Genomic DNA, 20,445 nt, shown 5'->3' with positions numbered 1-20,445 from the left:
TGTCCAAATGAGGTTTTTCGTGTAATCTTGTCCATGAGATGTGTCCTTTTTAGTGGATTTGGACGGGTTACCACCTGACTTATTCATTATAAAGGACTTTTTCTTTGCACAAAATAAAATTAGTGAATATTTAGAGTGTTTTTAATATTAAAATTTAATTAACGCAACACTAGTGGTTATTTTTATATAATATAAAACTAATAGTGAATAACTAAACTCTAGACTCCATTCAATTTGAGTAAAACCTGTGATAGCAGGGAAGTAAAAACACACAAATAAAGTTTCGAAAATTGCTATTCGAGACTTACAGATACCTACATTTACATGTACTCACAAATTCCAAGGATCTCAAGCAGTTTTGAAGTTTGCAAGCACTGTTTTTGTGGTATCTTGATTTACCCTCAAGTACTGATAAATCAAGCTTTTTTGACTGATAGTGTTTTCTTGTGATTTGTAATTTTAAAAATTTGTTGTGGTGTGTTTCAAATTTAATAGCATTAGCCATTGATATTTAACTTTCACCTCCTTCAAATTGAATATCCCAATCATCTGTTTCATTGTCTGTTTCGCAATCGTCAACGTCAGTATAAAGTATGGAATCGACTGCAATTCTTTTTATTTTCATTGTCTCCAATTACCTATCACCCCTTTAAATTAAGTTATTTTACAAGTAATTCATTTTTAAGTGGAAGGTTTTTACAAAACTTCTTTTATCTCTCTCTTTAATATATTTTTATTCAAACAAATTCGATTGTTCTTTCTACAGTATTTTCTGTTAAGCATTATTATGGGTAGCACGAATAGGGGAAGAAGAAAAAGAAAAATCCCTTTTTAAAGTTAGTTAAAACATATAGGGATTGCAGCCTCCAACTACAACCCCAATTAAAACAAATGCTACCCTTTAGCAGAATAAGAAAAATATGTTTAATGCCAATTAATGTTGGCGTTATTTTTGCAAACAAGATAAATACCTTTTTTATCTTCTTTTGACAGGCAAATAGCCCACTGTTTAATTCTTGAATAATCAGTTTTATCCAATAAACTTAAATCTGGGGAGTTTTGATAACCACGTATACCAAGATACTCTGTTGTTGTCATTATTGAATAATGGTCTCCTTCGACTTGTTCTGGGATTTCCTCAAAGCTCTTTATAATTTGTCCATTCTTTATGAAAACCATTTTCTCATAGCAACATAATACTTTATATCCTATTGGAATTTTTCTATGTATCTCACTATCTCGAAAAATTATAGAGTCCGAAAGATATTGTGAATATGAGTAAGAAAAGCCATTTGCACTAATAAAATATTTATCATTACATTCAATGTTAAAAGGATTATTGCCATTTTCCTTAGGATAATCATAAATCACCGCGGGTAAAGTGTCGCTATAGATAACTTTTGGAGCTTGTACCCATTCACCAACATTCTTATAAACTATAGATGTAAGTTTTTTTATATCATCTAATGTCATAGAATTTTCCTTTTTTATTAATGAAAGGGACAGCTCATTAATCCAATGTTCTAAACTGGTTAAGATTTTATTATATGATTCTTTAGAATCATATCCCTTTTCTCTTAGTTCTTTATATTTATCCTTTAAATCGGCTTTTATTATTTCTAATTCCATATTTCCTCCCTTTAGAATAAATATTTATTCCCTTCAATACAATTCATCCAAATTATAACATTTAATCTAATTTATGTACCTTACTTTTGTTCAACTAAACTGCCTAGTTACTTTAATAGCAATAGGTAAGACTTTGATGTAATCTCCATCTTTTCCCCTGCTCCACACCCAACGTGCGACTTTCACCGCATTAGGCGTTCCATCTTATTCTTTTAGACTAAAGCAATTAAATTACAAACTTTACGAAATTGGTTTAGCTTCTTCAATTGTTTTCCATCTAATTGAAGAATGTTCCTATATCGTTTAATCGTCGTTTCATTAGTAGCATGGATTAATCTATGTACATCTTCATGCACGATTACAAGATTGCTAAATTCATCTGTGCCTCCCATATGTCGGGGTAGCTTATGGTGACAGTGCAGCTTGTTAGATGTCAAAAATCCCCCTGTTACCGCACATTTGCCTAGTTGCATAGAGTACCTTGAAATTCTGTTATCTGCAAATTCTAAGTTCTCTTTACCGTAAGGTATTTGTAACATCTTGTTTATTTCTATGGCAATGTCGGCTCTGAGGTTTTGATGAAGTTTAAGCCTTCCTTCTTTTGTATAATTACATATATCCTGACTGAAGTTCATAGCATTGCTTGTTTGTGTATCTCCTAAGGGAAATAAATACAAGCCAGCAATTTTATATGTTTTGAAATTATTCTTATGAAGTCTCTTGTATGTTTCTGATGGATTAATAGGTATTCCATATTTCCCAATTGATTTTAGACGATTATGCATTGTTTTCGTTAGACGATAGGTTATTTTTCCAAAATCAATATTGATGTGAGTTGCAACCTTGAAGTAATTTTTAACTCCGAGAATATAAGCGTTATAGTCCAAAACAGTTTTTGGTGTTGGCTTATTTTGAATTACGCGAATTAAATATCTAAGTTTTTCTAGTATGTTTTTCTTTTTTTTATCCATAATGTGTGTATTGGCTACATATTTATTACACTTGGATACTGCTTTGAGGGAAAAACCCAGAAAATCGGATTTTCTCTTTCTTAGATTAGTAATCGCTGATTTCTCGGTAGATATATCAAGGTTTAATTGATTTTTCAAGTATCCTTTGGTGGCGTGAAATATTCTAATAGCTGATTGATGAGAATTTGTGAAAACCTTAAAGTCGTCTGCATATCTGACGATATACATTTGTTTAAGATTCGTATTCTTTATGGCTCTTATCTTATTATTAAATGTGAATTTATGTTTTGTTTTTAAGCATTCCCATTGGTTAGCTATCCACCAATCTAAATCATTTAAAACTATGTTTGATAAAAGAGGAGATAGGATTCCTCCTTGCGGAGTTCCTTTGGTTGGAACACCTATGCCTTTTATTGGTGCCTTTAGCATTTTCGAGACAATAGTTAATACTCTTTTGTCCTGTATACCTATACTGTACATTTGTTTTATTAATTTTGAATGACTTACATTGTCAAAGAAACCTTGTATATCAATGTCTACTACATGATGTAACTTCACATTATTGACTAAGAACTGGCATCTAGCCATTACATGATGGGTTGACCTGTTTGGTCTAAATCCGTATGAATGTTTATAAAATTTAGCTTCACAGATAGGCTCTAATACTTGTTTGAACATCTGTTGAATTAATCTATCTCTCATAGTCGGAATACCTAACGGTCGTTTTTTTCCACTCGGTTTAGGTATTTCAACTCTTCGTACCGTTTGAGGTTTGTAATTCTTTAATGCGTTTCGAATTTCTTCAATAAATTCATCAACATTTTCAATCTTATATTTATCAATCGTGATGCCGTCAGTTCCTGCTGTTTTGGAACCTGTATTCGCCTTGATGTTTCGAAAGGCTAATAAGATATTGTCTTTCGAAGTGATATGTTCATATAACCTTAGACCTTTTGTAGCATTATTTTTACTTCGCTCGTAAAGGTCATCAAATATATCTTGCATACCGTAATATTCTGCATGTCGTAAAGCTGTACTCACCGATGGATTGTTTCTCCTTTCCTTGCGGAAAATCCCATCATCTTACTCGACCCTGTGAGTTTCATTAAATTGATTTGTCTTCAAATAATTAGATTTGGGATCATCCCTCCACGCTCGTTACGCGTTTCATTGGTACTATATCCCTACTTTCGCAAGAATAAAGTCATTTCGATATTTATTTATCTTATAGACACCATCCCGATAGTAGTCGTTTTAATAGTGGATGTTTCTTACTTACAACGTTCCGATTAATCTAGCTTTACATATATCCTTAGGTGCTTACTTTAAGCCTGTCAATTCTATATCCTCATTAGTTAGATATTCCGAGGTTCCTATGTACTAATCGTACTTTTCGGTGTTTGACACTGCATTTACAGCATACGTCTTTCGAGCGTATCAATTTCTAGACCCGTACATTCGCAAGTTCGTCAGTCCATGTGGACATTCTCACCCTAGATATTTTGTAGCATCCCGGCCTATCATGAACCATATTCTTTTTAAGAACTTAGGTACATTTCAGCCGACTTCACCTAGCTCCATACACATTAGGGCTACTACCATTCCGTGCATGCAGGAGTATCAGATAACTCGTTTCAGCTCAACATGACGGCTTTCATTCCGAGTTTCGATTAATCAGTTGTAATTGCCTTTCGGCAATCCTCCTATTTCGTGCTTTGGCACTTATAAGGAAACGTTTCGCACAGTACATCTCTTCACAATCTTGCTCTAAATCATAGAAAGGATGAAGCCATTTGACTTCATCCTCAATATTATTACTATCTAACATTTTATAACCTCTTAAGGCTGAACATTTATCGTAATCGTCGGTATCGGGTTTTCAAAAGGTAGAGAAACGACTTTATCATCCGTAACCAACAAAAAGTGTACTTCTCCGCCTTTATCAAAGGTATAAGAGTTTCCTTTCCACAGACGGTCTGAATTCGATGTATTCAAGGGAGCGCCACTATTCCAGGCATCCGAATAAATGCCGATAATTCCCTGTTCGAAGGCGGCTCTGGTTTTTCGTCAGACTTTTCAACATTTGCAGCAAATGCCGATTCCAATAAAATGGAAGCCACATTTTTAAACGTAATCATTCCACGGGCCATATCTTCAACCGAGAAGTTTTCCCAATCCCATGAGCCCATGAGACCCACTCCTTTTTTTGTCCCAAGTTTCTGGTAGGGAACACCAAACACCGTATCTGGTTCTGGATAACCCATTAAATACAGGGCACTATCCAACATATGCACCCCGATATCGATTAAATGGCCTCCCCCCTGTAATTCTTTGTTCGTAAATACACCCCAGCCAGGAATTCCACGGCGCCTCATCGCTGTTACCAGGGGGCAACTGCTGTGAGCATGGCCATGGGTTCTACTACCTTTGGTGCTGTAACGGGTCCTAACTTGGTCGATGTGATGGGAGAATTTGCGCATTCGATTTGTGTTCCAACTTTGGCTGGCCCCTTTATCATAGCTAGTAGCGTCAACAGACTTGCACATAAGCATTCTAAATAACCTATAAGCATGATTGAGAGAAAACAGGTTACGCTATTCACTTATGCGATAGAATTTGCCATTGGAAATAAAGCATAGACAACATTATAATGTTATTAAAGATGTAAACTATTTAGATTCAATAGAAATCCAATAGATTTTGGTAAATTTATGGAAGGCTTAATATAGAAACTTCTAGATGATTTATTGGTAGAAGTCCAGAGGAGAATTGAAAATGAGTAAAAATATGACAGTTTCTTTGAAGAAGAACGAGAACATTTATGATAGGAATGAACGAAGTGTAAAGGCTGTCCTACTAGACCTTATCTCCCTTTTAAAAGGATTTGTGTTGGTTGCCAATGTGTTTCCTGTCCTAACCGGATTTTGGTTGGCACTGTACTTTACCGATGCTTCCATATCCCAATATTGGGATGTACTTTTATTCACGATGATCGGAAGTACATTCGTCATTGCTGGAGCATTAGCTCTTAATAACTGGTACGAGGTTGATCTTGATCGAGAAATGGAAAGAACAAAAAAGCGTCCAACCGTGACCGGAGGCTTTTCTCTAAACGCTGTTTTGACGATGGGAATTGTTTTTACCCTTGTCGGCTTCGCGTTTTTATTTCAGACAACGAGCGAAGTAATCATCTACGCTTTTATTGGCTGGTTTACCTATGTGATCCTGTATACAATGTGGTCAAAACGCAAATATACCCTTAATACAATGATCGGAGCCATTTCAGGTGCTGTTACTCCGCTCATTGGTTGGACGGCCATTGCACCAGGGTTTCATATTGTCCCAATTACGGTGGCACTGATTGTGTTTATTTGGCAAATGCCGCATACCTTCTCCATTGCAATGAGAAGATATGACGATTATAAAAGGGCTAGAGTAGCGATGCTCCCAGTGCTATATGGATTTGAATTAACAAAACGGCAAATTGTTGTTTATATCCTTTGTTTGCTACCATTGCCATTTTTCCTATGGTCTCTTGGTACAGTTTTTATCGCCATCGCAACATTGCTTAACATTGGTTGGATTGTTATTGCGATACGTGGACTTTTTACGAAAAATGATATGAAATGGGCAAACACCATTTTTATTTATTCCGTTAATTATTTAATGATCCTGTTAGTCGTGATGATGATTGTTACATGAGGATATATAGTAAGAAGAGCTTGGGAAATTCCCAAGCTCTTTAACATGTTACCGGGAAATAACAGAATTTCTTTTCTGAATAGGATTATTTTACTAAAAAGATACGAATTACTTTGTTTCCGTATTGGCACTAAGGGCCACCATTTGATTAAGGCTTCACTTACTTCCTAGCTCATCCATAGCCAACGCCTCCCATTCATGAAAGATCCCTTCGTTAGAAGCAAGAAATATGAATACAATAATCGCTTGCTATACACATTCATCTATTGTCCTAAAATTCAAGAACACTCTTCTTCGTCTGACTGTTTCTAAGATGCAGTTCGATAGTTCCGATTTCCTCTACTACGGCTGCCCCCACCGGACGTGGAAGTGTAGGAAATACCCGTTCCGGGCAGTGATACTGTAGTTCTTCTTTGGTCCCGTGAATTAACAGAATACCTTAATCCCTTAACTCCTACACTTGCCCCGACCCCTCGACTACTTACGTTTTAAAAATAACTTATATGTTACTATATAATATACAATGACATATATATTGAAATATAATTTGATTTATATTATAAAACATAGATGGGATTAATATATAAATTTTAATTTGTTAATTTACGACCTAAAAAATAGCATTGGTAGCAAGCAATACGGCAAGTTTGCAATACAAATTATCTTTCCATCCAAAACGCGGCGAATCGAAAAGGCTAACTCCTCACTCGGACTGTCCTTCAATAAAAAATTTCTTACAACATCTTTTAATTCACGTTGAAAATAACCATTGCTTGCAAAGGTTGTTATAAAAATTACTTTCCATCCCTGCTCTTTAAGACGTATCTATATCCATGATACAAACTTCTGGCTATAATTGGTGAACAAGAGTAAGTGCCTCTTCTCCATCCCTCACCTGCCCCACGACTTCCTTATTTATCATTTTCCAAATTCAGTAGGGAACTAATTCCTCTAACAACTTTTCTTAATCCTCTGCCATTACAATTCGAATCATTTAAGTTCTCTCGTTTATCGGGCGGCTTCTATTAAGCAAAGATTCCCAACACAATAATAAGCTTCTTTTACAAAACGTCTAACGAGATCCCTTGTTTCAAGCTTGCGGTCATTCCGTTTCAGCCTATGGGATGAGAAAACTAGAATTTTGTGGGCTTTAAAGACGTCAAATCGCTAGATGGAATTAGTATTTCCGTTCAAGTTATACCTGAACTATAACGTAAATTAGGTTTACCTAATGATATATTGTACGGACATTATGCTATAACCAAACACTTTAGAAAATACTTAAAGGATTCTCCTGAATTCGTAAATATCTCCAAATTCCACTTTCCTGCTGCAGACCAAGAAAATTATCGTTGAGCACATTTTTTCCGTTAAACTAGCATTCCTCATAGTACTTGGAGTATATTAACTAAATATAATGGTTGTTTTTATGTTTATGAGTAAAAGGAGTGTATAATTCGGATGTTAAAAATTGAAGTGCCAAGAATTGAAAAGGTTATGATTAGCGAGGATGCCAAGTATGGAAAGTTTGTCGTTGAACCACTCTTGCGAGGATTTGGAACGACACTTGGCAACTCATTACGTCGCATCCTTTTATCTTCACTCCCCGGTGCCGCTGTCACCTCCATACAAATAGATGGGGTGCAGAATGAATTTTCAACTATTGATGGGATAGAAGAAGATGTAACAACTATCATTTTGAACATAAAAAAATTATCTATGAATATTCTCTCTGACGATGAGAAAGAATTGATAATCGATGTACATAGAACCGGTACAATAACAGCTGCTGATATTTCTCATGATAGTGATGTAGAGATCTTAATCCCCGATTTGCATCTTGCTACCCTTAAAGAAAATGTTCATTTTAGAATGCGCCTAACTGCAAAACGTGGACGTGGTTATGTTCCTGCAGAGCAAAACAAACGTGATGGCCTTCAAGTAGGAGTCATACCAATAGATTCAATCTATACACCGGTTACACGCGCTAGTTATTTAGTTGAGAACACTCGTGTAGGTCAATTGGTTAGTTTTGAAAGGTTATATTTTGAAGTTTGGACAGATGGGAGTTTAGGGCCCAGCGAAGCCATTTCTGAAAGTGCAAAAGTGTTTAAGGAACATCTTTCTATTTTAGTAGGACTTAATCCTAAATTACAAGATAGCCAAATTATGTTGGAAAGAGAAGAAGTTTCAAAAGAAAAAGAAATTCTTAACCTGACTATTGAGGATTTAGACCTTTCTGTTCGTTCTTTTAACAGTCTAAAACGCAATGGGATTAATACGATTCATGACCTAGCTAATAAGTCCGAAGAAGATATAAGAAAATTACGCAACTTAGGACAAAAATCTTTAAAAGAGATTATAGATAAATTAGAAAGTTTGGGTATAAGCGTACGCAAAGATGATTAAAAATCACCATTATTTTCCTTGTGAATTCCCACTAAAGCAAAAGTTCTAAGGTACCTTGAAGAAGTACCAATGGGCGGTAGTTATAAATGATTATTCTCTTATATTTAAATGCAGTATGTAGGTGATAATTAAGTATGATCACCTATATACTGCAAGGACTGCGCAATTATGGTTTTCAAAAAATTTCCTGTTTAAAAAAATGAATGAAAGACCCCAAAATAATTTGGTCTTTCATTCATTTTTTCATACGACTAATTATTATTATTTAATACCAGTAGTGAACCAGCACACAACATTTGTAGTGTGTGATTTTATATAACCTAAGCAAATAACAGTCTTTAAACTACTTATTAAAGTTAATAAATGAAAATGTGTGACTACTATTAAGATAATACCTGGGTAGACATTTTAGTTCTAATTACATGTACTATTCTAAGGTAAATTTGTTTCATCCATTAAAAATCTATCACACTCCCTAGCAGCACCTCTTCCTTCATTTATAGCCCAGACGATAAGACTTTGACCACGACGCATATCACCTGCAGCAAAAACCCCTTCGATATTTGTTTTATATTTTCCATACTCAGCTTTTACATTTGAACGATTATCAGTCTCGACGTTCATTTTTTGAAGTAAATCCTGCTCTGGACCACTAAATCCAATCGCGAGTAATACTAACTGAGCAGGCCAGATTTTTTCTGTACCAGGAATTTCTTTTCGAATTCGCTGCCCATTTTCATCGGTTGTAGTTTCAACGTTAATGGTATGAATTTCTTTGACATTGCCAAACTCATCCCCTACAAACTTTTTCGTCATTACGGCATAGGCTCGAGGATCTTCACCAAATGTGGCTGCGGCTTCTTTTTGGCCATACTCCACTCGATGGATAACGGGCCATTGCGGCCATGGATTGTCATCTACCCGAACTTCTCCTTTTTTCTCATAAATATCAAACTGTGTTAAGCTTTTACATTTATGACGTACAGAAGTAGCCAAACAATCTACACCTGTATCCCCGCCGCCAATGACAACCACATCTTTATCTTTAGCTGATATAAAATCACCGTTCTCAAGGTTAGAATCTAATAAACTTTTGGTATTGGCATGGAGAAAATCCATCGCAAAATGGATCCCCTTTAGCTCTCTTCCTTCTACATTTACGTCACGAGGTTTTGTTGCACCGCCACATAGAACAATCGCATCAAATTCTGATTGTAATTCTGAAATTGGATAATCTTTGCCTACGTCTGTATTTGTCACAAACGTAATCCCCTCTGCCTTAAGAAGATTGACTCTTCTCTCGACAACAGAGTAAGGAAGCTTCATTTCAGGTATCCCATACGTTAACAGCCCCCCAACACGATCATGACGTTCGAAAACTGTGACATGGTGTCCTGCTTTATTAAGTTGGGCAGCGCAAGCCAACCCAGCCGGACCTGAACCGACAACAGCCACCTTTTTATCAGTTCGGGTCTCTGGAGGCTCCGGTTTCACCCACCCTTCCTTAAAGCCTCTATTAATGATTTCTAACTCGATTGTCCGGATTGCAACCGGCGGCTCATTAATCCCAAGTACACATGCTCCTTCACATGGAGCCGGACAAGCAAGTCCAGTAAATTCAGGAAAGTTATTCATTTTATGTTCTCTCTTCAGGGCTTCCTCCCATTGGCCTTGGTAAACTAAATCATTCCACTCCGGTATGAGGTGATGGACGGGACAACCTGAAGTCATCCCGTTTATCATGATTCCAGTATGACAAGTTGGAATACCGCAATCCATACAACGAGCACCTTGTTCTTTTAATTCTTGTTCTTCAAGAGGTGACGTATAAACGTCCCAATCAGCCGTGCGTGTTTTAGGGTCACGTTCCGGCCTTGATTGTCGTTCATAGTCCATAAAACCAGTTGGTTTTCCCATTGTTCACCCTCCCTCTTTTATCGCTTTCACTGCTTTTTGGCTTTCTTCAAATGCCCGAAGTGCTGCTTGATTTTCACTCAACCCAGCTGCTTGCAGGCGTTTAATTCGCTCTTGCATCTCCAAATAGTCTTTCGGAATGACACGGACGAATTTCTTTCTCATGTCTGCCCAGCTATTTAACACTCTCTCCCCAAGGGGGCTATGCGTATATTGAACATGCTTTTCAATCATTTGGTGGACAAGTTGGAGTTCCGACTCATCTTGGATAGGATCGAGATAAACTTGAGCCCGATTACATTTGACTCGAAAATCGTTTGTCATATCCAAGACATACGCAACACCACCCGACATACCGGCTGCGAAGTTTTTCCCTGTTTCCCCCAGTACAATCACTGTTCCACCTGTCATGTATTCACAACCATGGTCGCCCACACCTTCTACGACCACATTTGCTCCGCTATTCCTCACACAAAAGCGCTCTCCGGCAATTCCGCTGATATAGGCTTCTCCTGCCGTTGCCCCGTAAAAGGCAACGTTTCCGATAATGATATTATTTTCCCAGGTAAAGGTAGCCCTCCGGGAAGGGCGAACAATAATTTTCCCCCCTGATAACCCTTTACCGATAAAATCATTGGCATCTCCTACTAGTCTCATCGTTAATCCGGGTGGAATAAAGGCAGCAAAGCTTTGTCCGGCAGAGCCTGTAAAAGTTAGGTGAATCGTATCCTCAGGCAGCCCCTTTGCACCATACCGTTTTGTTATTTCACTCCCTAACATGGTCCCAGCGACTCGGTTAATGTTCCGTATCGACAAAGTTGCCTTAATAGGTTCCTGGTTTTCAAGCGCTTCTTTACATAAAGGGATTAACTCTTGTTTGTCCATTGTTTTATCAAGTCCATGAACCTGTTCAACCGTGGCATAACGGCTGGTATTTTTCGGAACTTCAGGCTGATAGAGAAGAGCAGAAAGATTTACCCCTTTTGCTTTCCAATTGTTAATCGCTTGATGTGTCTCTAAAACATCAGTCCTTCCAATCATTTCATTGATAGTGCGGAATCCGAGTTCGGCCATAAGCTCTCTTACTTCCATGGCGATGAACCTCATAAAGTTGATTACATGCTCCGGTTCACCCGTAAATTTTTTCCTTAACTCAGGGTTTTGTGTGGCAACGCCTACCGGACAAGTATCGAGGTGGCATACCCGCATGATGATACATCCTAATACAACTAACGGTGCCGTTGAAAATCCATATTCCTCTGCCCCAAGTAAGGTTGCAATTACAACATCCCGGCCCGTCATCAATTTCCCATCCGTTTCCACGACGATTCGATCACGGAGACGATTTAACAGCAATGTTTGATGTGTTTCGGCTAAGCCCAGTTCCCACGGCAATCCTGCATGCTTTAAGCTTGTCCTTGGCGCAGCCCCCGTTCCGCCGTCATATCCACTAATTAGAACAACATCGGCTCTTCCTTTGGCAACACCTGCTGCAATGGTTCCGACACCGGCTTCCGATACAAGCTTGACACTAATTCTGGCGGATGGATTGGCATTTTTTAAGTTATGAATCAATTCGGCCAAGTCTTCTATGGAATAAATATCATGGTGGGGAGGAGGCGAAATCAATCCTACGCCAGGTGTTGAGCCCCTTACCTCGGCAATCCATGGATATACTTTTTTTCCGGGAAGATGTCCCCCTTCTCCCGGCTTGGCACCTTGGGCAACCTTAATTTGGATTTCGTCAGCATTTACAAGATAATAACTAGTCACTCCGAATCGGCCAGAAGCAACTTGTTTAATCGCACTGCGCCTTGATTGTCCATTTGGATCAGGTGTAAATCTGTCAGGGTCCTCTCCACCTTCTCCAGAGTTGCTTTTTGCACCAATTTTATTCATGGCAATGGCAAGTGATTCGTGGGCTTCACGACTAATGGAACCGTATGACATCGCTCCCGTTTTAAACCTCTTACAAATTTCTTCAATAGATTCCACTTCGTCAATCGGTATCGATTCTCGTTTTTTAAACGATAACAAGCCGCGAATGGATTGAAGATTGTCACTAGGATCTGTTAATAATGCTGAATACTCTTTAAAAAGTTTATAATTATTCGTTCGGCAAGCTTGCTGTAATAGATGAATGGTCCGCGGGTTGTATTGATGATCTTCTCCGTCATGGCGCCACTGAAAATCATCACCTGAATCCAATGTCCTCTCCCCGCCTCTTGTCGGAGCAAATGCTCGTTTATGCCTCATCATGACTTCTTCGGCAATGATACCCAACCCAATACCTTCAATTCGTGAAGCTGTTTCAGTAAAATATTTCTCGATCACGCCTTGATCAATTCCGATTGCCTCAAATATTTGTGCCCCAATATAACTTTGAATGGTTGATATCCCCATTTTCGATAACACCTTAACGATTCCATCGGTTGCTGTCAAAATGTATGTGTTAATAGCCTTATCAACTTCTGTTTCGCGTATATCACCGATTTCAATCAAGCCCCTTAAAGACTCAAAGGCCAAATAAGGATTGATCGCTTCCGCCCCGAAACCAAGTAATGCAGCGAAATGATGGACCTCTCTTGGTTCCGCCGATTCAACAATGATACTTACCTTTGATCGTGTTCCTTTTCGAATTAGATGATGATGCAAACCCGAGACTGCGAGCAGAGCTGGCAACGCGGCATTTTCTGCATCGACTCCGCGATCAGATAAAACCAGTAAAGAAATACCATTGTCGATGGCGTTGTCGGCTTTCTTAAATAAACTATCTAAAATTTTATTAAAATCAGGTGTATTGGCTTCAACAGGAAACAGAATGGATAGCGTTTCCGTTTTAAAACTGGAATAATGAAGTTTTTCTAACTGACTATTCATCAAAATCGGTGTCTGAAGCTGAATTTGTTGACAACTTTCAGGCTCGGGTTTAATTATGTTTTTCTGTGGTCCAATTGTTGTTATAACCGAAGTAATAATCTTTTCCCGAATGGAATCAATCGGCGGATTGGTTACCTGGGCAAAAAGCTGTTTGAAATAGTTATATAGCAACTGTGGTCTTTTTGATAAAACAGCAAGGGGAGAATCATACCCCATCGATCCAATGGGATCATGCTTATCTGTAACCATCGGCTTCAAAATTTTATTGAGGTCTTCGTTTGTATAACCAAATGCAAGTTGCTGTTTGAGTCGTTCATCTGTATTAATAACTTGTTGATGACTGTCCGTTTCAGGCAGATCATCAATATGAACTAAATGTTCTGCTAACCAATCTTTATACCGATTCTCTGAGGCCATGTGCATTTTAATATCTTCATCCGGAATAATTTTGCCCTTTTCCAAATCAACAAGGAGCATTTTCCCTGGGAGAAGTCTGCCTTTATATTCAATATCCTCAACAAAAATATCCAATGCGCCTACCTCAGAACCCAAAACAATCATACCGTCTTTTGTTACATAATAACGGGCAGGACGCAGCCCATTCCGGTCAAGACATGCCCCGATTTGTTTTCCATTCGTAAATACAACAGCAGCAGGACCATCCCATGGCTCCATTAAACAGCTATGAAATTGATAGAATGCCTTCTTTGCTTCATTCATTGTTTCATCATATACCCATGGCTCGGGAATCATCATCATCGCTGTATGCGCAAGTGAACGTCCTGATAGATGCAGAAATTCAAAACAATTATCAAACATGGAAGAATCACTTCCATCCGTATCGATGACCGGAAATAACTTTTGATAATCCTTGTCTCGAAATAACTCAGATTCACAAAGAGCCTCTCTAGCCTGCATCCATTTAACATTTCCTTTTATCGTATTAAATTCTCCATTATGGATTGTAAACCGGTTTGGATGAGCCCTTTCCCAGCTAGGAAATGTGTTTGTACTAAATCGCGAATGAACAAGGGCTAGTGCAGACTTAAAATCACGATGATTTAAGTCAACATAAAAGGAATCCAGCTGTTCAGGAATTAACATGCCTTTATAGACAATTGTTCTTGAGGATAAACTGCAAACATACATCCCTTCTTGATGTTCCTTATCTGAAGGGCATACTTCTTTTTCTAACCGTTTACGGATCACATATAATTTTCTTTCGAAATCATTTTGATCATGTGGATTAAGAGATGAAGCAATAAACATTTGACGGATAAACGGTTTTGATTTTTTGGCCATGTCACCAACAAAAGAATCATTAACCGGAACAGTCCTCCAACCAAGAAAGACCTGCCCTTCTTCTTTAATAACGTTTTCAATTTTTTTTTGGGTTTTTTTTCTAACTTCTGGATCCTGTGGTAAAAAGATCATACCAATCCCGTATTTACCCTCTTCAGGGAGTTCAATATTTTCTTTTTCACATTGTTTCTCAAAAAAAGAATGAGGAATTTGAGTCAGAATCCCTGCTCCATCCCCGGTACTCGTGTCTGCGGATTGTCCGCCCCTGTGTTCTAAATTACATAAAATCGTGATAGCATATTCCACAATGTCGTGTGACTTTTTTCCATTAATATTAGCGACCATTCCAATTCCACAAGCTTCATGTTCATATTCAGGGTGATATAAACCTTGCGGACCAGGATACCCAGGCTTTTTCATGACAACATCCCTTCTAAAAAATTTGTATTTTATGATTAAGCAGACCTGCTATGTACAACTTTTACTTGGTAAATATTTTTTCACATAAAAATAGTGTATACATTCTATTTCTATATATCCTATTTCATAAAAAATCAATGTCCGTCAAAACCGATATAATGAAAATATTTAAACAAAAATCTCGTTTAAAAATGCGAAGAACCTTTTTCAGCCTACAGCAATACTGTTACACCCAAGAATAATAAAAAGAGCCTCCCTAGAAGAAAAGACTCTTTACTCATTGTTACATCCTTTTATTTACCCATTTTTACAAGCAGTGAACAGAACTCCACATGTGTGGAATGTCGATCACTACATTAGCCTACAAAATAAATCCGTTTTCTTGAGTCGGCCTTTATATTATTTTAAAGATAGGATGTTCTATTCTTGATCTAATACTCCAGTTGTCTCTTGTGATGACATTTGTTTTTGCGCTTTGGCAACTGGGTTGTTTTCATGGTTGAATTCATTGACTTCACTGAATTTTTTGATGTCTTCCTGTTCTTTTTTCGTCACAGCTTGCGTATTATCCATATTTATCCCTCCCGCCAGTAACTTTTTAAATTCACCTATACATCTGATTTTCGTAGTATTTCAAAAGCTAGGATTTATGATCCGGATTATCACCTAGCGGGCACTGCCCATTGGCGTCGTTTGGAAACCAATGGTTTCAAGTACACGGAAGATAGCAACTGCTGTATCAAGAGAGGTTAAACATGGAATACCATTTTCAACTGCTTCTCGGCGAATCCTAAATCCGTCACGCTCAGGCTGTTTTCCTTTTGTTAGGGTATTGATGACAAGGTGGGCTCTGCCATTACGAATCACCTCTAACAGGTTCTCCTCTTCACTTCCGATTTTGTTGACAACTTTAACTGGAATTCCTACTTGTTTAAATGCAGCAGCTGTCCCTGCTGTTGCCAGGACATGGTACCCAATGTTGTAGAAACGTTTAGCCAGATTAGTTGCTTCCGCCTTATCCTTATCGGCAACGGTGAACAATACAGAACCGCGTGGCCTAATGGAAACACCAGATGCAATAAAGCCTTTATAAAGTGCTTTCTCCAATGTTGTGTCTTGCCCCATGACTTCCCCGGTTGATTTCATTTCCGGTCCAAGCGTGATATCTACTTTTCTTAGCTTCGCAAAAGAGAAAACAGGGACTTTCACATAAACATTTTCCTCTTCGGGATGAATGCCTGATTGAAGCCCAAGCTCCGGTAACGTTTTTCCCAACATGACTTTCGTAGCTAGATTGGCCATTGGTATACGTGTTATTTTGCTTAGGAATGGTACTGTACGGCTCGAGCGCGGATTCACTTCCAATACATACACTTTGCCTTTTGATAAAACGAACTGGATATTGAGTAACCCGACTATTTGTAAACCTTTCGCAATTCTTGTTGTATAGTCAATGATGGTCGCCTTTGTTTCTACTGACAGGACTTGAGGTGGATAGACACCGATGGAGTCGCCTGAATGGACACCTGCACGTTCAATATGTTCCATAATTCCTGGAATGAATACATTCTCACCATCAGAGATTGCATCAACTTCCATTTCCTGGCCCGTTAAATAACGGTCAACCAGCACCGGCTGATCCTCGTGAACTTGGACCGCATTTTTCATGTAATGAAGTAATTCCTCTGTTTGATAGACAATTTCCATTGCCCTTCCGCCCAGTACATAAGAAGGCCGAATCAGGACAGGGAAGCCAATCGACTCTGCGATTTTTACCGCTCCTTCCACTGACGTTGCTGTTTTCCCTAAAGGCTGTGGAATTTTCAGGGTGGCTAATGTTTTCTCGAACTTTTCACGGTCTTCTGCTGCCTCAAGACTCTCAAGCGATGTTCCTAAAATTTTCACACCGCGGCTTGCCAGTTCTGCGGCCAAGTTTATCCCTGTTTGCCCTCCGAATTGCACGACAACTCCAATTGGTTTTTCTAAATCGATGATGTGCATAACATCTTCAATGGTTAATGGTTCGAAATAAAGCTTGTCTGAAATACTAAAATCAGTTGAAACCGTTTCGGGGTTGTTATTAATAATAATCGCTTCGTAACCTGCTTCACGAATCGCCCAGACAGAGTGAACCGTTGCATAGTCGAACTCCACTCCCTGTCCAATACGAATCGGACCTGATCCCAGTACGATAACACTCTCCATTTTTGTTACAACGGATTCGTTTTCCTCCTCATACGTACCGTAAAAATAAGGTGTTTCCGATTCAAATTCGGCTGCACAGGTATCTACCATTTTATAGACAGGGATAATATTTTGCTCTTTGCGGTATTCATATACTTCACGTTCGGTCATACCCCAAAGTTTGGCAATAGTCTTATCTGAGAAACCGATTTTCTTTGCTTCGAGCAGCACTTCTCGGTTGCCTTTGTTGTCTGCTACAACCTTCTCAAACTTTACAATATTTTCAAACTTCACAAGGAAGAAAATATCGATTTTGCTCCACTCATGAATTTGTTCGACTGTTATTCCGCGTCGAAGGGACTCACCAATGTAGAATAAGCGCTCATCCCCGGCTGTACGAATACGTTTTTCAATTAATTCATCATTGATTTGATCTGCATCCTTTAATTCCAGATGAAATATTTTCAACTCAAGTGAACGAACTGCTTTTAATAATGACTCTTCGAGTGTGCGCCCGATGGCCATTACTTCACCTGTCGCTTTCATTTGGGTACCAAGCTTACGGTTGGCCGACTCGAATTTGTCAAAGGGCCAGCGCGGAATTTTTGTTACCACATAATCCAGAGCAGGTTCAAAGGATGCATAGGTTCTTTCCGTTACAGGATTCATCATTTCATCCAGCGTTAGACCAACTGCTATTTTTGCTGAAAGCTTCGCAATGGGGTACCCTGTCGCTTTGGAAGCCAGCGCGGATGAACGGCTGACACGCGGGTTTACTTCAATCACATAGTATTGAAAGCTCGATGGGTCCAAAGCGAGCTGAACGTTACATCCACCCTCAATCTTTAAGGCACGGATAATCTTTAAAGAAGCATTGCGTAATAATTGATACTCGCGGTCGCTTAACGTTTGGCTCGGTGCGACAACAATGGAATCCCCTGTATGGACCCCGACGGGATCGATGTTTTCCATGTTGCAGACAACAATCGCGTTGTCGTTGCTGTCACGCATGACTTCGTACTCAATTTCTTTAAACCCGGCAATACTTTTCTCGAGCAAACATTGGGTAACTGGACTGTATTTTAAGCCGCTCGTGACAATTTCAATTAATTCCTCTTCATTATGGCAAATGCCGCCGCCCGTTCCTCCAAGTGTATAGGCGGGACGAACGATAACAGGATAGCCGATTTGTTCCACAAACGAATAGGCCTCTTCAAGCGAGCGAATAATTTCACTTTCCGGAACAGGTTCATTCAGTTCGTTCATTAAGGAACGGAACAAATCCCGGTCTTCCGCTTGCTCAATGGCGGTTAATTTTGTCCCTAAAATTTCAACACCCAGCTCATCTAAAATACCTGATTTGGCAAGTTCGACCGTAAGATTTAACCCTGTTTGTCCCCCCAGTGTCGGCAAGATGGCATCAGGACGTTCTTTATGAATGATGGAGCTCACGAATTCAACCGTTAACGGCTCAATGTATACTTTGTCTGCCATTTCCGTATCGGTCATAATGGTCGCGGGATTTGAGTTAACAAGAATAACTTTGTACCCTTCCTCTTTTAATGCGATACATGCCTGCGTGCCTGCATAATCAAACTCTGCCGCTTGTCCAATCACAATAGGTCCTGATCCAATTACTAAGATTGTTTCAATGTCTAAGCGCTTTGTCATCGTTCGTCCCCACCTTCTTACTTGTTTCCATCAAGTCAATGAAATGGTCAAATAAATAATTTGCATCCTCTGGCCCCGGGGATGCCTCTGGATGGTATTGGACAGTAAAAGCCAGATATTTGTTATGCTTTAACCCCTCAACTGTCCCATCATTTAAGGCAATATGGGTGACAGATAAATCCGTCCCTGCTAACGATTCCATACGGACCGTATACCCATGGTTTTGCGAGGTAATTTCGACACGGTTTGTTTCTAAATTCTTTACTGGATGGTTTGAGCCGCGGTGGCCAAACTTCAGTCTTTCTGTATCGGCTCCGCATGCGAGTGCAACCAATTGATGACCTAAGCAAATGCCGAACAATGGTATTTTCCCAAGCACACCTTTGATCATTTCAATTCCTTCTGTTATTTCCTTCGGATCCCCCGGCCCGTTACCTAACATGATGCCATCAGGGTCTAAACTTAATATTTTTTCCGCTGTTGTATCATATGGAACCACTATGACATCACAGTTGCGCAGTGTTAACTCACGCAAAATACCGTGCTTCATTCCGAAGTCGACAAGCACGACTTTAAACCCGCGCCCTGGGCTTGGGTAGGATCGTTTTGTTGATACTTGCTTCACCTGATCTCTTTGCCATTCCGCTTTCTGTAACTCTGAAACTATTTCGTCAACATTAACATCCATGCTGCAGATTCTTCCTTTTAGAATCCCATGTTCGCGGATTTTTCTTGTAAGCTTCCTTGTATCAATTCCCGCTAGACCTGGAATATCTTTGTCTTTTAAAAATTGATCAATCGGATATTGGCTGCGGAAATTAGACGGTACTTCACAAAATTCTTTGACAATCAAGCCGTTAATGGTAGGTTCAATCGATTCAAAATCATCACGATTAATCCCATAGTTACCGATTAGTGGGTATGTAAGTGTAACAATTTGACTGCAATAAGAAGGGTCGGACAAAATTTCCTGATAGCCCGTCATCCCTGTGTTAAATACTACTTCACCTATCAATTCCCTTTCACTGCCAAATCCCTTTCCAACAAATACAGTACCGTCTTCTAAAATGAGTTGACGTTTCATACCATTAATTCCCTTTCTTTCATAAAGATTATCCTTCTACCAGCAATCCTTCGATTAATCTTGTCAACCCTTCAAAACGAGGATGCATTTTAAAGGTTTTTTATTTCATTTAATATTTCGTAAAGTTAAAACAACTTCTTTCTCTAATATGTCTTTTACAGATCATTCCCTATAATCCCCTTATTTGGAATTAAGATGTATTAAATAAAATACTCAATAATGTCCATATTATTAAGCTAATCTTTTTAAATACTGCCTATTTTCAGCACAGCCAAAATA

General features: G+C 38.8%; 12 protein-coding genes and 3 pseudogenes. 3 read left to right on the top strand and 12 right to left on the bottom strand.

The features are described from left to right. Nucleotides 1-511: 511 nt before the first annotated feature. The 6 genes and pseudogenes from M3226_RS32370 to M3226_RS26560 all read right to left on the bottom strand — a co-directional run. Entirely contained in the window at nucleotides 512-634 is a 123-nt protein-coding gene (locus tag M3226_RS32370; RefSeq protein WP_285858010.1) for a hypothetical protein, read from the bottom strand. Between the two features lie 290 nt (nucleotides 635-924). After that, nucleotides 925-1,629: a hypothetical protein gene (locus M3226_RS26580; RefSeq protein ID WP_251571817.1), complete on the bottom strand. Its 705-nt coding sequence runs from the start codon at nucleotides 1,627-1,629 to the stop codon at nucleotides 925-927. A gap of 212 nt (nucleotides 1,630-1,841) precedes the next feature. Continuing rightward, nucleotides 1,842-3,641: a group II intron reverse transcriptase/maturase gene (ltrA, locus tag M3226_RS26575; protein WP_251571815.1), complete on the bottom strand. Its 1,800-nt coding sequence runs from the start codon at nucleotides 3,639-3,641 to the stop codon at nucleotides 1,842-1,844. A gap of 613 nt (nucleotides 3,642-4,254) precedes the next feature. Then, nucleotides 4,255-4,428 (bottom strand): hypothetical protein, encoded by a 174-nt coding sequence (locus M3226_RS26570; RefSeq protein ID WP_251571813.1) that lies wholly within the window; start codon nucleotides 4,426-4,428, stop codon nucleotides 4,255-4,257. A gap of 11 nt (nucleotides 4,429-4,439) precedes the next feature. Next, on the bottom strand, nucleotides 4,440-4,595 hold the full coding sequence (locus M3226_RS26565; RefSeq protein ID WP_251571811.1) for a hypothetical protein: 156 nt from the start codon (nucleotides 4,593-4,595) through the stop codon (nucleotides 4,440-4,442). A 71-nt stretch (nucleotides 4,596-4,666) separates the two neighbouring features. After that, nucleotides 4,667-4,978: pseudogene (locus tag M3226_RS26560) on the bottom strand (Gfo/Idh/MocA family protein); the annotation flags it as partial. A gap of 6 nt (nucleotides 4,979-4,984) precedes the next feature. On the opposite strand from M3226_RS26560, the pseudogene M3226_RS26555 reads away from it, so the two are divergent. Both M3226_RS26555 and cyoE read left to right on the top strand, forming a co-directional pair. Further along, nucleotides 4,985-5,143 (top strand): annotated as a pseudogene (locus M3226_RS26555) (MFS transporter); the annotation flags it as partial. A gap of 232 nt (nucleotides 5,144-5,375) precedes the next feature. Next, nucleotides 5,376-6,302, top strand: a complete 927-nt coding sequence (cyoE, locus tag M3226_RS26550) for a heme o synthase (protein WP_251571809.1) — start codon at nucleotides 5,376-5,378, stop codon at nucleotides 6,300-6,302. 308 nt (nucleotides 6,303-6,610) lie between these two features. Here cyoE and M3226_RS26545 read toward each other — a convergent pair. Further along, nucleotides 6,611-6,778, bottom strand: a pseudogene (locus tag M3226_RS26545) (DUF4236 domain-containing protein); the annotation flags it as partial. A gap of 985 nt (nucleotides 6,779-7,763) precedes the next feature. On the opposite strand from M3226_RS26545, the gene M3226_RS26540 reads away from it, so the two are divergent. Further along, a complete protein-coding gene (locus tag M3226_RS26540; RefSeq protein WP_251571807.1) occupies nucleotides 7,764-8,711 on the top strand; it encodes a DNA-directed RNA polymerase subunit alpha in 948 nt (315 codons plus the stop codon). 432 nt (nucleotides 8,712-9,143) lie between these two features. Here M3226_RS26540 and M3226_RS26535 read toward each other — a convergent pair whose 3' ends face one another. The 5 genes from M3226_RS26535 to M3226_RS26515 all read right to left on the bottom strand — a co-directional run bounded on the left by M3226_RS26535 (nucleotide 9,144) and on the right by M3226_RS26515 (nucleotide 20,166). Then, nucleotides 9,144-10,628 carry a glutamate synthase subunit beta gene (locus tag M3226_RS26535; protein ID WP_251571805.1) on the bottom strand — a complete coding sequence of 495 codons (1,485 nt, stop codon included), beginning with the start codon at nucleotides 10,626-10,628 and terminating at the stop codon, nucleotides 9,144-9,146. Between the two features lie 3 nt (nucleotides 10,629-10,631). Beyond that, nucleotides 10,632-15,227: a glutamate synthase large subunit gene (gene gltB / locus M3226_RS26530; protein ID WP_251571803.1), complete on the bottom strand. Its 4,596-nt coding sequence runs from the start codon at nucleotides 15,225-15,227 to the stop codon at nucleotides 10,632-10,634. A gap of 420 nt (nucleotides 15,228-15,647) precedes the next feature. Continuing rightward, nucleotides 15,648-15,800 carry a hypothetical protein gene (locus M3226_RS26525; protein ID WP_205181377.1) on the bottom strand — a complete coding sequence of 51 codons (153 nt, stop codon included), beginning with the start codon at nucleotides 15,798-15,800 and terminating at the stop codon, nucleotides 15,648-15,650. 93 nt (nucleotides 15,801-15,893) lie between these two features. After that, the gene (carB, locus tag M3226_RS26520; RefSeq protein WP_251571801.1) at nucleotides 15,894-19,082 is read right to left on the bottom strand and encodes a carbamoyl-phosphate synthase large subunit; all 3,189 of its coding nucleotides are present in this window, start codon (nucleotides 19,080-19,082) and stop codon (nucleotides 15,894-15,896) included. After that, nucleotides 19,060-20,166 (bottom strand): carbamoyl phosphate synthase small subunit, encoded by a 1,107-nt coding sequence (locus tag M3226_RS26515; protein WP_251571799.1) that lies wholly within the window; start codon nucleotides 20,164-20,166, stop codon nucleotides 19,060-19,062. The genes carB and M3226_RS26515 overlap by 23 nt, the downstream gene beginning before the upstream one ends. Nucleotides 20,167-20,445 lie beyond the last annotated feature (279 nt).

The sequence above is a fragment of the Neobacillus cucumis genome, from assembly GCF_023715505.1.
Note: the sequence above shows the minus strand (reverse complement) of the source record. Positions and strands in the feature narration are given on the sequence as shown.